The sequence below is a fragment of the Pseudoalteromonas sp. OOF1S-7 genome (assembly GCF_022347765.1).
Taxonomy (GTDB): domain Bacteria; phylum Pseudomonadota; class Gammaproteobacteria; order Enterobacterales; family Alteromonadaceae; genus Pseudoalteromonas.
On record NZ_JAKRFZ010000009.1, the window covers coordinates 105,555 to 120,134 of the forward strand.

The window sequence follows — 14,580 nt, forward strand, 5'->3', positions numbered from 1 at the left end:
GTCCGCTTAGGTTGTTGCATTCATAAGCAAGTTAGGTAGACACCATGAGCACGGAGCGAACGATGAGTACACAGCCAGCCAGATCACTCAGGCTGGCCGCATTTTTTGATATTCTCCCCCTGTCTATTGCCGTGATCCCCTGGGGCATTTTATGTGGCTCACTGGCAATACAAGTGGGGCTAAGTCCTTTACAATCCCAATTAATGTCACTGCTGGTGTTTGCCGGTGCGGCACAACTTTCTTCTCTGACCATAGTCGGTGCCAGCGGTGGGATCGCCACTATTTTGGGCAGTACAGCAGTGATCAGTTCACGCCACCTGCTGTATTCCGCCACCTTTCGTAACAGCGCCATTGCGCTACCACTGCATCACAAGGTGCTTATGGCCTTTTTACTCACCGACGAAATGTTTGCGGTCACGGAAAACAAACGCAAAGAGCTAGGGCGCTTTCCGCTGGATTATGCGCTGATTTCAGGAGCCACCTTCTATGTCATCTGGAATCTGTCTACGCTGGCGGGCATTGTGGCCGGCACCAGCATTCCCAACCTCGAAAGTCTGGGACTGGAATTTGCCATTGCCGCAACCTTTATCGCCATGGTAGTTCCCAGTATCAACTCATCTCCAGTGTTAGTCGCAGTCCTGGTATCGGCGTTTTGTGCGGTGCTGTTTCACAAACTCGATGTGCCCAATGCCCTGCTGCTCTCTGCACTGATCGGTATGGTTGTGGGATACAGCCTGGACAAAGAAGCACTGTAGGAGCGCAACAATGAGTTATGACCTGATCCTGTTAATGGCTTTGATCACCTTTTTCATGCGTTACGCCTTTTTTATGGAAAAGCTGCCCATCAAGCTCAACCTGAGATTGCAACGCTTTTTGAGTTTTACAGCACCCTGCATTTTAACCGCCATGGCAGCACCCATTGTGTTTGGCGAGGTGGCTTTGTCGAGCGAGGACATCACTAACCCCTTTTTACTGGCCGGTATTATCGCTGTCGTGTTAAGCCTGCTGGTAAAAAATACCCTATTCGTTGTACTGGCCAGTATGGGGGTGTTCTTTTCTCTAAAAACCATGCTCTGACAACAACTTATTGAAGCAACTTTAAAACACAGCATTAAGTTAAAGGAGATAATATGTTTTTTAAAAGAAGCCAAAAAGTTCACCATAAAAGTGAACAACTCACAGGTGCAAGGAAAGGAATGTAAGACCATCCTGGATACCATCTTGCGCTCCAATGAAATCAATTTCAATTGCACTGAACACTGCACGTTGCGTTTGTGCTTGCTGTTTTCTTTCCTATATGGGTAGCTTTTACAATCAGGTTGCCGATCAGAGCATTGGCATCATGTTGCTGTGCTGGGCTGGTATTTTCTGCACGCAGAATCGCGGCGGTTATTCTCCACCAGAGCGTTCACAAGAAACTCAGTGATAACGGCCTGTTTAATAAATTACCAGGCGACTTTGTGACGCTGCTCATGCGACTCAGGATTATGAAACCTATAAGGCCGACCACCGTAAGATCCATCATGGTTCGCTGACTTTTGCGACAAAGTATGACCCTATCGTGCAGTTTTTCTCAGTCTTTGGTGTAGATTCAGGTACGAAAAAGCGCTCTATTACCTCGCCGGGGGTAAGCCTGAGTACATAGATATCTGGGGATTCCATAACGCCATCGAGGACGTGTTCGGGGTTGTGTCAGAAAAAGACCCTAATTACATCCCGGACTTCAATAGCTATTCAAAAGAGGCCAAGGGCGCTGACCTCCGGCGCTCCGGAACAAGCACAGGCCACCAATGCACCTCCGCGCTTGCTCCGGCTTCAGCCGTCCGACATAACGGCAATCTCTTCTCGGGCTTTGCGGGTATCATGGTGACAATCGCGGATATGCGCCCCTACTATCGCCAGTTTCTTTTCCAGCCCGGGTACTGTCAGCCAGTCGGCAAACGTGCGCTTGAGCAGGGCATGGTCTTGTTCTGAGCACCCCGTGATAAAGTTATACGGGAACCACTGTAGCTGGTCATCGGGGATCCGCGCCTGGATCTGTGCCTTGTGCTGTTGCATATACCGGGCTGCAACCGGCCTCAGTGCGCTCTGAAATGCCGGAAACTGAAAGCGATAATCGATCACAAAGCTGCGAGTGGCCTCACTGAGCAAAAAGTCATAAAACAGCGACACTTGCTGTGCATTGGCTACATATCCCAGCGAATCCAGCAGATCTTCCTGTATCGGGCGGTTATCTGTGTTGAACAACTTTAATAAGGCCTGATATTCGTCGTAGGTGCTGTTTCTGGCCAGGACCCGTAACACACTGGCGCGATGCCGGAGCTGAGCAAGCGGTCTGCTGGCTGCATACTCACGGGCAAACCGGATCGCCTCGGGTGCTGCAAGATACATCCCATAGAGCTCAAGCCAGCTGCTACCTGTGCTTTGCGTGATCAGCGCCTGCCACGGGCGCTGTATTGGCAAATGCTGCGCCAGAAAACCCGCAAACTGAAGCTGCAAATGCGCGGGGATCTGTGCCACAAACGCATCTTTGAGTATATCCAGCGCTTTACTGGCCTCCAGGCTGTCGGCTGGCTGAGTGCGCAACAGCTCGGTCAGCCCCTGAATATACCGGGTATAGCCCAGCAGACCCATTTTGGTCAGCGCTTCCTGGTTGTCCATATCAGCGAGTCTGTCGGCCATTGTGCGCCGCTCTATGGGAAAACGGGGATGACCGGAGCGGTCGATATGACGAAAATATCCCACGCCTGCCGGGTCGATCAGCACAGCATCCTGGGCGCCCGGCTGTGGCAATAGCTGCGACGCTTCGGACAAGATAAGTCGCTGGGTCCTGACTTTATGACCATCCCAGAGCTTAAGCTGCAAGGGGATCGTCCAGCGTCTGTCTGCATCGCCATGAAAGCTTTGCTGTGACAGCACTAACTTGTCATTTTGTTTGCTTAGCGTGATCAGCGGATAGCCCGGCTGAGTCAGATAAGAGCCAACTATCTCATCCACTCGCAGCGCTTTGGGAAACAATCCGGTAAAGTCGGCCGTCGTTGCATGACCGCCCTGATGCGCATCGATATACTGACGCATCACCTGTTTGAGCGTGGCGTCACCTACATGCGCCTCCAGCATGTTCAGCAGCGCCCGGCCTTTGGTGTAATACAATCCACCAATGCCTTCATTATCTGCCCGGTCTCTGACGATTCGCTGCAAAGCCGGGGCACTGTGGTTATCACCGTCAAATGCGCTGATCTGAGGTGTATAGGTACAGGCATCGTTGTCCGGGTAATAATGCATCACCACTTTGGCAGCAAAGAACTCACTGAACGATTCATTCAGCCAGTAATCGTCGTACCACTGCATGGTGACATTATGGCCAAACCAGGTATGTGCCACTTCATGGGCAATCAACTTACGAAAACGACATAACGCCTCTGGGCTGGCATCTGTACCGGGCAGCTGATTGGTATTCAGCGCGATCAGGCTGACATTTTCCATCCCCGCCAGCGTGCCTATGGGCGCGATAAAAAAATCGAGCCTGTCATAGGGAAACGATGAATCCAGGTGCTCAGACAGGTAACTGATTGACTGGTGGATCAGGGTACCCAGCTCAGCCGGCACGCTCTGACGCACATTTTTTGGCATATACGCCGTCGCAGGCACGCCAGCTCCCGCAAGCTTAGTGGCAGTAAATTCCCCAACCGCCAGTGCCAGCACATCGGTGTTGATTTTCGGCGTTGGCGCAAACCGGATCAGCTGCCTGCTGCCCTGTTGCAGCGTTTCAATCGGGCGCGTATTGTGCAATGCCTGCAATCCGGCCGGGATATCTACAGTCAGGGTGAACTCAGTTTTGATACCCGGATCGTCTACAGCCGGAAACACTCTGCGTGCCTCCATCTCCTGAAACTGGGTAAACAAAGTGGGTGGACCATCGCCCCCACCGACTTCATATAACCCCTGTACACTGTCCTGCTTCCCAACCAAGCCGGTGAAGCGTATGGTCAGCTCAGCGCTTTCTTCGAGCTTAAAAGGTAGATCATGGCGCACAATATCAAACTCATCCGCGGCGATCACAGGGAGTAAAACCTGTTTGTCCTGATACGCCAGCTCAACCTGTTCAAGCGTTAACCCAAGGGAATGATAAGCAATATAATCAACAGGTTGAGAAAGCTGATACGTTAGTTTTGTTTCTCCGCTAAAGGTGCGCTCGCCCGGTGTAATGGTGAGTGTTATCTGCTGTTGAGAGACTAACAGTGCCTTTGCGATACGATAGTCTGCAGCCAGTACAGAATGCGCAAACAGCACCATCAATAGCACAAAAGATGCCGCGCCTGATTTATAAGCCATTGTTATTATTCATTCCTTTCAGTGTGATGTATTGATACTACGCCAAATCATTTCGTCATAAAAGCACCTCAGCATGAGCTTGTACCCGAATTATTCATCATTTTTACGTATTTGTGTCACTTACATTAACAATAGGTTGCAAACAACACATTCAAACGGTAGGTTGATCCTCATTGGGGTACAAAATAAACAACAAGTAGGACACCATTGCAGCGGATGCAGCAAAAACAATAACTAACAACATCATAATCAGTAGGAAGTAACATGAACAAAACATTCAGGCTTACCTCGTTAGCCATTGCGCTATCAGCACTGTCATCAACCGCGGTCAACGCACAGGAAACCAAACAGTACATTCTTAAGCAAAGCGATTTAGCCATTTTCGCACCACAAACAAGCCGTTTTGCCCGCGCAGCTATTGCGCAGGATTTTGCCGCTGAGCCTGCTGCAGAAGTACTGTCAAACGACGATAATGGCACTGTGGTTACCATGGAGCTGACCGCAGAGCAGGTTGCTCAGCTCAAAGCCTCTGGTCAGTACGCCTACATTGAAGAAGACTATGAATACGTGCCTTTCACATCGACCATCAGCGCGGAAGTCTCACCGTATGGCCTTGCTGAAGTTCAGGCACCGCTTCTGCAAGACACCAATGCTGATCTGTTTAAGGTCTGTGTGATTGATTCAGGCTATGATCTGGGTCACCCGGACCTGCCACAAAACGCCACCGGCTTTACCGATCTGCCGGGCGGTCTGACCTGGTATCAGGATGGCTCCGGCCACGGTACCCATGTTGCGGGCACCATAGTGGCATTGAAAAACGGCCAGGGTGTAGTGGGTGTGCTGCCGAATGATAAAATTGGCGTACATAACGTGCGGGTGTTCGATAATGACGGCAAGCAAGGTCTAACTTCGCGTATTGCCCGTGCGGTCGATAACTGTGTTGAACATGGCGCTAAAGTCATCAATATGAGTTTGGGTGGAGGTAGCCCCAGTCAGTATTTCCAGGAACGCCTGCAGGCAGCCTATGACAAAGGCGTATTACTGATAGCGGCAGCCGGTAACGGTGGCGACGCTACTCTGAGCTACCCGGCCAGCTATGATACTGTGGTATCGGTTGCCAATATTGACGAAAACCGCGTTAAAAACAGCTCATCTCAGTATAACGCGCAGGTCGAGATGGCCGCACCTGGTACCAACGTGTTGTCAACGGTACCGCGCAGTACCGGTGTTGCAGCTGGCGTGACAGCCAATGGGGTCTTTGTCAAAGGCCGCGGCATGACCAACTCAGTTGAAGGCAAAGTCAGCGCCGAGCTGGTTGATTGTGGCCAGGGCCTGAGCACCTGCGCCGCCACGCAAAGCATCTGTTTAATTGAGCGCGGAGGGGCGTCCTTTAAAGACAAGGCCGCCAATTGTCAGGCCGGTGGGGGTGTGGCAGCTATCATCTTTAACAATGCCCCGGGTGCCTTTGGGGGCACTTTAGGTGATGGCGCGCACGGCGTAACCATTCCGGTAATTTCACTGTCTCAGGAGGACGGAACTGCCCTTAAGTCATCCGTTGGCAGCACGGTAGAAGTGCAGCTTGAAGCCATTCTGGATTACGATGAAAAGTCAGGCACATCAATGGCCAGCCCGCACGTAGCCGGAGTTGCCGCACTGGTCTGGAGCCAGCACCCGAGCTGTAGCAATGTCGATATCCGTAACGCCCTGAATGCCACTGCCATCGACTTAGGTACAGCAGGTCGTGACCACGAATACGGCCATGGCTTAGTACAGGCCAAAGCGGCATCGGATTATATTGCAGCCAACGGTTGTAGCGGCACACAGGAAAATCAGCAGCCGGTAGCCAGCTTTACAGCTAGCTGCACCGATCTGGCCTGTCGTTTTGATGCCACAGCCAGCCGCGATCCGGATGGCCAGGTTGTTGCCTATGACTGGAATATCGACGGCTTTGCAACCACAGGTGTAAACGTGACCCACGCTTTTGCCAACGCGGGCAGCTATCAGGTCTCACTGACGGTAACGGACGATAACGGTGCTACGCACACTGTCACCCAGTCAGTCTCTGTCACAGATGGCAACAACCATACCGGTTGCAGCGGCCTGGAAACCTGGTCGGCCAGCAAAACATACCGTTCAGGTGATGAAGTTGCCTACAATGGCCACAAATATCACAGCAACTGGTGGAACCGTGGCAAAAATCCGGCACAAAACTCCAACGTGGGTAATGCCTGGAAAGTCTGGACTGATTTAGGCGCTTGTAATTAAGCCGTCTCCGACAACTTATTGAGAGTAAACAAAAAGGCGACACTGAGGTGTCGCCTTTTTTAAGGCTTCTGCCGCTGCTGCCGCTGGCCCCATTCACATAACATATCCAAGATAGGCCTGAGCTCATCAGATAGCCCGGTACTTGTGTATTCCACTCTCGGTGGTACTTCTGCATACACCTGTCGGGAGACCAACCCGTCGGCTTCCAGCTCTCTCAACTGTTGTGTCAGCATCTTTTGGGTGATCCTGGGAATACGCTTTTTCAGCTCACCAAAACGCAGCGTGTTGTCACGCAGGTGAAACAGAATGATCACCTTCCACTTGCCGCCGATCACGTTCATGACCGAGGTCATCGGACAGCCACCTAAATTAATGTCATTTTCTTCTGTGCGTAACGCGTTGTTTTTTGTCATTGGTTACCCCGGCCATACTAGCTTACAAATTGGTGCTTACTTGAACTGAGTATATCTGAACTCTATAGTTTCAAAAAGATACCAAGGGCCATTTTGATACTTTTATTAGTTTTAAAGGCACATATTATGCTGACTGGCCCTGAGAAACGTAACACGACTGGATCAGGAAACACTCATGACCACATCAAAATATGCTTTATTCGGCGCACTGGCGATGCTTTTAACCACCACCGCACAGGCCGCCGATTTTATTTACAAACCCGCCTCTGCCACTGAAATAGCAGTGCACCATCAGAAAGTGGCTGGCAGTCACCGCGAACGTTTTGTGAAGCCTTATGAAGTGCAGCGGCTAAGCCAGAATGTGTACTGGATATCCGTAGCCAACTACAATGTCACGGCAGTGGTAGGCCAGCACAGTGTGCTGCTGATCGATGCCCCGCACGGCACAGGCAAGCAATTACTCGCCGCCATTAAATCGTTCACAGATAAACCGCTCAGTGGCATCGTCTATTCCCATGCCCATGCTGATCATGCGGGCGACTCACGGCTTATCCAAAAAGCACTGGCTGATACCCCCATTGAGATTTACGCCACTGCAGAGGTACGCGATGCGCTGTATTCCCATAAGGTGACTGCGCCTGCGCCGGTCACTCAGCTCATTGGCGATACGTTTAAGTTTGAAGGCCACACATTTAAAACATTTAGCAACTTTAACGGCCATACTCAGGACAACACCGCGTTATTAATTCAGGATCAGGGACGCACCATCATTCATGCCATCGATCTGGTCCACCCGGATCAGCTGGAATTTCGCAGCTTTTCGAATGTTGAAGACGCCATTGCCTACAAAAACGACATAGATACCCTGATGACTCTGGACTGGGACGTGATGGTCACCGGTCACAGTAATCTGGGCTACAAAGCCGATGTACAATTTGTGCAGGACTATATCCGGGATGTGCAAACCTTTATTCATGCGGGCCTGGCCAAAGCCCAGTTCGCCGAGCACTTTAAGGGCGAATCACCATTTAGCTGGTACGCTGGCTACACCAATGAAATCATTGACTTTGCCCATGCCAAAATGGCAGAAAAATACCGTAAAGGCAGAGAAGAAGAGTTTGATATTGTGGCCAAATCGCACGTGCGTGTGATGTTTTGGGCGATGTTTGCCCGGGCGCTGTAATACCGCCGGTGTGTCGGGGGTCCGTGCCCCCGCTGACCTTGAAATAAAGCGTACACACTCCCACTGCCAGCCCCAAAGTTTGCTAGTCAAAGCGCCATTCTTCATCTACTATGTGACTGTATTGACGCATAAATAATAATCAAATGAAATCATTCCCGTCGCTCTATTTTACCAACCTGTTTTTGATCGGTGGCACCGGTTTATTGACCACCTACCTGGCACTGTACCTGGGCAAACAAGGGGTCTCCACCTTCTGGATAGGTTTGCTGACCTCATTTTATTACCTGGGCCTGTTACTGGGCTCCAAGCTGGGTTATCACCTGATCAAATCGGTGGGGCACATCCGGACCTTTGCAGCCAGCACCGCGGCGGTCACCGCCTGTGTGGCTGCCCACGGGGTGAGCGATAATATTTATCTGTGGCTGGCACTGCGCTTATTTGTCGGGCTCGGGATGATGTGTAATTACATGGTGCTGGAAAGCTGGCTGAATGAACAGGCTGCTCCTGAATCCCGTGGCCGGGTGTTCTCATTTTATATGATCACCTCTTATCTGGGCATGGTGGCAGGGCAATATGCACTGTCGCACTTTCCGGATCTGGGCTACGCACCTTTGTTTTTGGTCTGTATGGCGCTGTCGGTCGGGATCATCCCGATTTCAACCACCCGCCGGATCCACCCCAAACCGCTCAAACCCATTCAGGTCAGCCTGTTCGGATACATGAAGAAAATTCCTCAGTCACTGACCGCCGTGCTGTTTGCCGGGATCATTAATGGCAGCTTTTATGGCCTTGCGCCGACCTTCGCACATTCATCGGGCTTCAATGCAGAAGAGATCGCGCTGTTTATGTCGATCACTATTTTTGCCGGGTTGCTGGCACAGTGGCCAATGGGGGTGATCTCCGACAAAATTCGCCGTAGTGTCCTGCTGCGCAGCAATGCCGTGGCCATTGGCGTGGTCAGCCTGTTGCTGTGTCTGCTGCCTGCGGCTCAGCAAACCGCCTATGTACTGAGTTTTATCTTTGGCTTATTTGCTTTCACTTTATATCCGCTGTCGTCTGCACTGGCTAATTCCCGGGTGGAAGATGAAGATCGGGTGGGCGTTTCCTCGGCCCTGCTGGTTGCATTTGGCGGCGGCGCCGCGTTGGGGTCGGCCATGAATGCTCAGTTGATGGCGCAGTTTGGACACCAGGCCCTGTATGCCTCCATAGCCCTGCTCACTGTGCTGATGTTTACCCTGCTCACTTACATCAACTCACGACAAAAAGCCGAACAGCCTGAACCCAGTGATTACGTGGTGGGTACGTCCGATGTGACTAATTCGCCGCTGGCCGCCACCATGGATCCGCGGATTGAAGAAACCACAGCCCACGAGCAAATGCTGGTTGTGGATGAAGATGAGGTTGGCGACACCCAACCCCGGGATTATGATCCTCAGGACCATGAAGCGGATGAGGTACCCTTCGAGGAAACACTGCCAGATTGCCCAACCGGGGGCGATGATGGCCAAAAAGAAGCGCGCCCACACGACGCCCGATAAAAGACAATTAACGACGTGAGGCCATTTTTACGCCTCACTGAACTTGCAGGGACTGATAGCGTCTCTTAACCCAGGTTTAAAAAAGGTCTGGGTTGCCAGCCTAGCTCGCAGATGGCTTTGTCGCTTGAGAACACCTGCCGCAGTGCATAGCCTTCGGTCCAGGTGCCATATATTTGCGCCCACTGCGCCGCTTGTCTGCACACAATCGGTCGCTCAGACAATGTCTGTAATAAGCTTGCCAGCGGAGCGCTTGGCTCTGCCGATCCTATGTACTCTTCACCTTGCTTGCCGCGCTCAAGTACCAGGCGATACAGCTCGGCCAGGTTAGTGCGCTCAACCAGTGGCCAGGTTTGCGTTTCGTCCGCCGGTAACACGGGGTGGCCACAGCGCTCTATTTCCCAGCTCAGGATGGGCGGCAAATAGTGTTCTTCCTCACACACTACATTGACCGGGCTGACAACGCGTAAGTCGATGTTTTCTTTGTCCGATAACCAGGCGATATTATCCAGCATCCACTGAAAATCGGCCACTGAGTGCTTTGGTGTGGTTTCGGTGATCACCGCATCATGGCTGCCATAGGCCCAGCACCCAGCGGTATATACAAGTATAAGTGGCGCAGTACGTGTTAAGGCATACTCAGCCACAGCCTGCATCAGCGTCGCATCCACCTCGCCCATATTGTCATCAAAGGTACAGGCGGTATGGATAAACGCATCGCAGCTTGTAAGCTCGCTGAGCCAAGATTGCGGCTCGGTCAGTGATCCGGTTACTGCCGTTGCGCCCAGTTGCCCGGCTTTGTCGGCACTTTTTGCATTTCTGCATAACACCTTGACCTGATAACCATGTGTGACCAGTTCCCGCACTATGGCACTGCCTATATTGCCGGTTCCGCCAGTCACAAATACCGATTTGTGTATGCTCATCTGTTTCTCCTTTCAGATTTAAAAACATACAACCACAGTAGCGTAATATGTACCTAAATTTCTACACTTTCGTCTTGGTTAAAGCGCCCCACGGCGTCTATTCACGCCACCTGAGATCCGACCACCGTATCAGAGCGAATTACCCGGCTGGCCCACACAAACGCCAGCGCAAGTAACCCATTGGTATAAAAGTCCAGCGATAACCCCATTTCTGCCCCATACAGCATGCCCACCAGTAGCATCAGGCTCCAGCATACAACGGGGATAGACAAAGCCAGGCCCAGAGCACGCGAGGCAGGATCCCGCAGGCAGGCAATCGCATTGCAAATAAAGGCACCGACCATCGCAATCATAAATACGCCTATCAGCGCCTGCATGCCAACACCTCTGGTGGCATCGCCCAGCAGCGCACTGGCGATCACCCAGCAGGCGCCAATGCTCAGCGCGACCAATGACGACAGAGCAAACCCGGCGCCCCACTTAGCCAGTCTGGGTGTATGCAACACAATACGCGGATACAGTGCATATAAGCCCAGCACACTCGCGCCCAAGCCAATGATCGCCGGAATTGCGGGCCACAAAATAGAAAGCTGGTATCCGGAAAAGTGGCGTGCCCATAAACACAGGGTGTTGATCAGCATGCAACCTCCTGCCATCAGAAAAAATCGGGCATCCCATTGTTTAGTTGTGTGGTCAGTGTTTTTCATTGTTTTCCTCGTATTAGGTCCATGAACTGGTGAGGGTAAACAATGCAGATAAAATGTGCTTATGTCGTTTGAATGGGCCCGTTCGAACTTTTTATTTTAAATATTTTCATGACGTTACACCACTTTCTTCATCCTCTTTTATCTCTGGGGCTTTTCTGCGGTGCTTGTCAGGGCGCAATACGATGCGCCATAACGCACGCTTTCCCACCCTGATTGTCACAGCCTATGTGCGACATGGGTTACCAAAAAGTGCCCTGGTAAGTAATTGGTGCCTTCTTGCAAAGGTAGTTACTAATAATTACCATGGTTACCAGATGAGACTTAAACCTGAATTTACAACTAAGGAGCACCCCATGTTGAAAACCCTAAGCGCAGCATTACTTTTACTGGTCAGTACCGTGACATTTGCCGCTGGCAAAGACGCCCCTAAAATCCACTTTGATCAATTAAAAAAACCAAGCTGGAGCGAGCAGGAATTAAGCAATGCACGCCTGGTCACCGACTTTGTGCAAAACCTGATGAACAACCACAACTTTGACTATGTGCTAAAACACTACAACGACAGCGCCTACGTGCAGCACAACCGAAACTTACCGGATAAAATTCCCGGTCTGGTCGGCTTTTTACAAGAGTTTGTAGAGGATTACCCAGACTACAGCTATGACGTAAAACACATCTACGCCGACGGCGACTTCGTGATTTTTCACTCTCACGCCACGCTGGATAAAGATCACCGCGGCAATGACCAAAAAGGCATGAACATCATCGACACCTGGCGCATCGAAGACGGCCGCATTGTAGAACACTGGGACTCAATCCAGGCCCTGGACCTGTCGATGCGCCTGTACTCACTTTTCAGCGGTGGCGATATTCAAAATGATAATGGCGTGTTTTGAAGTGGTGAGTGTGGAGTGAGCACAGTCGTCTTTTGCCAACTTTAACATTCAGAGTGAAATGACACGGCTCAACTGCAATATCGAGTCAAATTAGGACAGTATTTGGCCTTGAATCTAATGATTTAGACGCTACAATCCATCGTAACAATACCCCTCCCGCTTCTCATTGGAACAGCGCACCGCGAGGGGTTACTCGTTTATGGGGTATAGAAATGCGCAACAGCCCTAAGGTCCGGTATAGCAAGCCTCCAACTACTTACCACGCCCAGATTAGGCAACTCCAGGCCCGAGGGTTAAACGTTGAAGACACTCAGCACATCATGCCAGGCTCTGGAACCGAGATTTTACCAAAACCATGATGCTCCCTAAAAAAGGGCCCGATGTATTACGGCAATCGTTGCATCTTCTTCCAGATAGCGATAGACGCCTTCGCAAGCTCTACAACACTCTCACAATGACCGCAAACTTGATGGATATAATAGCGCCAGGCAACCAGTGGAAACTCAGGCTGAAACATTTAATAAGCAAGCATAACATTGATACAGCCAAAATGGGTTTTCCTGATAACTGGCAAGAAAGGCCAATATGGTGCTAGCCATAGAAGTACCCTATGCGTAATAGCACGACATTTCTTTCGTGCGGAGAGTTCAGCCAAAATGCTTTTGCTGCAAGCGCTCAATTACAGCCTTCACCAAAAGGCATAACGCAGCCAAAGATCACAAAAAAACCGCTCTAAATGACAGAGCGGTTTTTACTATGTAATTAACTAAGCTGAATTTAGCTACTGTCGCTGACCGTCTTCCATCTTATCTTGTGAATAAAACCCGCGTACCGCATCTATCGTTAAAGACAGAATAGTCAGAACAGCTAATAGCGTAAGCACCAGCTTGATGGGTTCGTAGGCGTTGTAAATAAACATGGGGTTGAACTCGGTGAATAACCTGATTTCACGCTCTATCAGTGCCGCCATATTAACCACAACAGACACAGATAAAATCAGCACATACATCAGCTCGTTCGAGGTCATCTTAAAGTTAGACAGGCAGTCTTTGGCAAACTGGCTCAACATGCCCAGCCTGAGCCCAGCTATGGCCGAAGCCAAAGCGTGACGTTTTATAATCAACAGGATAAGCGCCGCATCCTGCACACTCATAATCAGGTAGAACCACCCCTCGGTCGTCAGTGCCCAGCCATATATTAATATGCTAACAGTTCTGGCGATAAGAATACTGCACGCTACCCACCTGACATTTGGGCTATTACGACTGGCAAAAACGGCAATAACGAGCGAAAACCATATGAAAATATTCATCAAATGATTATGGTCTACAGCTATTTGAGATAAAACGTCCATATAAATCCAGGAAATTAGTTAGACTTTTTTTGCCCTTTCAGGAAAGCAGGGTCGATAGGTGCTACTCTAGGGTCTACCTGACCACCGCCTCCGGCAACGCCACCTGCGCCTGTTACGGCTTTTAAACTCAGAGCATCAAGTGTAATTAAGTGATTTCTTTTGTTTATGGTCTTCATATTATTCCTTAATTGTAGAGTGAATTTACGTGTTGAGTGTAACAAGTGAATATCAGTGAAAGAAGTGCCTCATTCAGAAATGCCTAAATCTTTACTCACTCCTTCCCCCTCTTGCGGCTTCTTCTGGGGCAATAGCGACCGAGGATTTAGCCCACAAACCACATACATTCTGATGAGCTGAGGCAGGTCTGGTGCTGTTTTCCCGCTCTCCCAGTTATACACGGTCTGCTTTGATACACCCAATTTTTTTGCAAACTGTACCACACTGTAAGGCCCAGAGAGCCTTAGCTGCTGAACCAGATGTTTTGAATCGAGAGTCAATTTTCTATCCTTGGTTTTTTACCTCGCTTACGCGCAGCACAAAGGTGCCCAATCTAAATAACTACAAATGATAATGATAAGTAAATTAAAAGTATATTGTCAAACCTATTGGACTCACATTCCGGTAGCATACCTTTAAACCATAAAGCGCCCACTATTTTATTAAACCGGTTGATTCAAAAGGAAAAGGAAACAATGAAAAACAACAACCATATCAGGAACCAGAAGGTCAACCGCATGCTAAGAGCGCTACAGGCAAACCTGCGCAACTTAAGGCGTGATCACAAACTCTCCCAGGCCCAGCTGGCCGCCAAACTGAATGTGGATCAATCCACCATCAGCAACTTCGAATCCGGCAGATCGGTCATGACCATAGAGCAGGTTTATCATCTTCACCTGATGTTCGGCGACGACTTTAACTGCCCCTGTATTGATTTTATTTTGGGGCGGGATGAGTGAAATGCAAACA

At 50.3% G+C, this 14,580-nt stretch carries 14 protein-coding genes; 7 read left to right on the top strand and 7 right to left on the bottom strand.

Annotated features, from left to right (window positions below):
• The first annotated feature begins 62 nt into the window (after positions 1-62).
• Both MHN33_RS14110 and MHN33_RS14115 read left to right on the top strand, forming a co-directional pair.
• Complete coding sequence (locus tag MHN33_RS14110) at positions 63-755, top strand: AzlC family ABC transporter permease (protein ID WP_239398648.1); 693 nt, start codon at positions 63-65, stop codon at positions 753-755.
• 10 nt (positions 756-765) lie between these two features.
• On the top strand, positions 766-1,077 hold the full coding sequence (locus MHN33_RS14115; RefSeq protein WP_239398650.1) for an AzlD domain-containing protein: 312 nt from the start codon (positions 766-768) through the stop codon (positions 1,075-1,077).
• A 738-nt stretch (positions 1,078-1,815) separates the two neighbouring features.
• Here MHN33_RS14115 and MHN33_RS14120 read toward each other — a convergent pair.
• On the bottom strand, positions 1,816-4,335 hold the full coding sequence (locus MHN33_RS14120) for a M1 family aminopeptidase (RefSeq protein ID WP_239398652.1): 2,520 nt from the start codon (positions 4,333-4,335) through the stop codon (positions 1,816-1,818).
• 264 nt (positions 4,336-4,599) lie between these two features.
• On the opposite strand from MHN33_RS14120, the gene MHN33_RS14125 reads away from it, so the two are divergent.
• Positions 4,600-6,600, top strand: a complete 2,001-nt coding sequence (locus MHN33_RS14125) for a S8 family serine peptidase (RefSeq protein WP_239398654.1) — start codon at positions 4,600-4,602, stop codon at positions 6,598-6,600.
• Positions 6,601-6,659: 59 nt separating this feature from the next.
• On the opposite strand, the gene MHN33_RS14130 is transcribed toward MHN33_RS14125, so the two are convergent.
• Positions 6,660-7,013 (bottom strand): helix-turn-helix domain-containing protein, encoded by a 354-nt coding sequence (locus tag MHN33_RS14130; protein WP_343224845.1) that lies wholly within the window; start codon positions 7,011-7,013, stop codon positions 6,660-6,662.
• 175 nt (positions 7,014-7,188) lie between these two features.
• On the opposite strand from MHN33_RS14130, the gene MHN33_RS14135 reads away from it, so the two are divergent.
• Positions 7,189-8,196, top strand: a complete 1,008-nt coding sequence (locus MHN33_RS14135; RefSeq protein ID WP_239398656.1) for an MBL fold metallo-hydrolase — start codon at positions 7,189-7,191, stop codon at positions 8,194-8,196.
• 143 nt (positions 8,197-8,339) lie between these two features.
• A complete protein-coding gene (locus MHN33_RS14140) occupies positions 8,340-9,734 on the top strand; it encodes an MFS transporter (protein WP_239398658.1) in 1,395 nt (464 codons plus the stop codon).
• Between the two features lie 65 nt (positions 9,735-9,799).
• Here MHN33_RS14140 and MHN33_RS14145 read toward each other — a convergent pair whose 3' ends face one another.
• Together MHN33_RS14145 and MHN33_RS14150 are read right to left on the bottom strand one after the other, a co-directional pair.
• The gene (locus tag MHN33_RS14145; protein ID WP_239398660.1) at positions 9,800-10,657 is read right to left on the bottom strand and encodes an NAD-dependent epimerase/dehydratase family protein; all 858 of its coding nucleotides are present in this window, start codon (positions 10,655-10,657) and stop codon (positions 9,800-9,802) included.
• A gap of 101 nt (positions 10,658-10,758) precedes the next feature.
• A complete protein-coding gene (locus MHN33_RS14150; protein WP_239398662.1) occupies positions 10,759-11,364 on the bottom strand; it encodes a hypothetical protein in 606 nt (201 codons plus the stop codon).
• A 353-nt stretch (positions 11,365-11,717) separates the two neighbouring features.
• On the opposite strand from MHN33_RS14150, the gene MHN33_RS14155 reads away from it, so the two are divergent.
• Entirely contained in the window at positions 11,718-12,260 is a 543-nt protein-coding gene (locus MHN33_RS14155) for a nuclear transport factor 2 family protein (RefSeq protein WP_239398664.1), read from the top strand.
• Positions 12,261-13,041: 781 nt separating this feature from the next.
• Here the strand turns inward: MHN33_RS14155 and MHN33_RS14160 are convergent.
• The 3 genes from MHN33_RS14160 to MHN33_RS14170 all read right to left on the bottom strand — a co-directional run bounded on the left by MHN33_RS14160 (position 13,042) and on the right by MHN33_RS14170 (position 14,111).
• The gene (locus tag MHN33_RS14160) at positions 13,042-13,413 is read right to left on the bottom strand and encodes a hypothetical protein (RefSeq protein ID WP_239398666.1); all 372 of its coding nucleotides are present in this window, start codon (positions 13,411-13,413) and stop codon (positions 13,042-13,044) included.
• Positions 13,414-13,628: 215 nt separating this feature from the next.
• Positions 13,629-13,790, bottom strand: coding sequence for a hypothetical protein (locus MHN33_RS14165; protein WP_239398668.1), 162 nt, complete (start codon positions 13,788-13,790; stop codon positions 13,629-13,631).
• A 69-nt stretch (positions 13,791-13,859) separates the two neighbouring features.
• Positions 13,860-14,111, bottom strand: coding sequence for a helix-turn-helix transcriptional regulator (locus MHN33_RS14170; RefSeq protein WP_239398670.1), 252 nt, complete (start codon positions 14,109-14,111; stop codon positions 13,860-13,862).
• Positions 14,112-14,306: 195 nt separating this feature from the next.
• On the opposite strand from MHN33_RS14170, the gene MHN33_RS14175 reads away from it, so the two are divergent.
• Positions 14,307-14,570, top strand: a complete 264-nt coding sequence (locus MHN33_RS14175) for a helix-turn-helix transcriptional regulator (protein WP_239398672.1) — start codon at positions 14,307-14,309, stop codon at positions 14,568-14,570.
• Positions 14,571-14,580 lie beyond the last annotated feature (10 nt).

Bases quoted from the DNA above. Each gene is read 5' to 3' on its own strand.
- MHN33_RS14110 (WP_239398648.1), top strand. From the start codon at position 63: ATGAGTACACAGCCAGCCAGATCACTCAGGCTGGCCGCATTTTTTGAT.
- MHN33_RS14115 (WP_239398650.1), top strand. From the start codon at position 766: ATGAGTTATGACCTGATCCTGTTAATGGCTTTGATCACCTTTTTCATG.
- MHN33_RS14120 (WP_239398652.1), bottom strand. From the start codon at position 4,335: ATGGCTTATAAATCAGGCGCGGCATCTTTTGTGCTATTGATGGTGCTG.
- MHN33_RS14125 (WP_239398654.1), top strand. From the start codon at position 4,600: ATGAACAAAACATTCAGGCTTACCTCGTTAGCCATTGCGCTATCAGCA.
- MHN33_RS14130 (WP_343224845.1), bottom strand. From the start codon at position 7,013: ATGACAAAAAACAACGCGTTACGCACAGAAGAAAATGACATTAATTTA.
- MHN33_RS14135 (WP_239398656.1), top strand. From the start codon at position 7,189: ATGACCACATCAAAATATGCTTTATTCGGCGCACTGGCGATGCTTTTA.
- MHN33_RS14140 (WP_239398658.1), top strand. From the start codon at position 8,340: ATGAAATCATTCCCGTCGCTCTATTTTACCAACCTGTTTTTGATCGGT.
- MHN33_RS14145 (WP_239398660.1), bottom strand. From the start codon at position 10,657: ATGAGCATACACAAATCGGTATTTGTGACTGGCGGAACCGGCAATATA.
- MHN33_RS14150 (WP_239398662.1), bottom strand. From the start codon at position 11,364: ATGAAAAACACTGACCACACAACTAAACAATGGGATGCCCGATTTTTT.
- MHN33_RS14155 (WP_239398664.1), top strand. From the start codon at position 11,718: ATGTTGAAAACCCTAAGCGCAGCATTACTTTTACTGGTCAGTACCGTG.
- MHN33_RS14160 (WP_239398666.1), bottom strand. From the start codon at position 13,413: ATGAGTGTGCAGGATGCGGCGCTTATCCTGTTGATTATAAAACGTCAC.
- MHN33_RS14165 (WP_239398668.1), bottom strand. From the start codon at position 13,790: ATGAAGACCATAAACAAAAGAAATCACTTAATTACACTTGATGCTCTG.
- MHN33_RS14175 (WP_239398672.1), top strand. From the start codon at position 14,307: ATGAAAAACAACAACCATATCAGGAACCAGAAGGTCAACCGCATGCTA.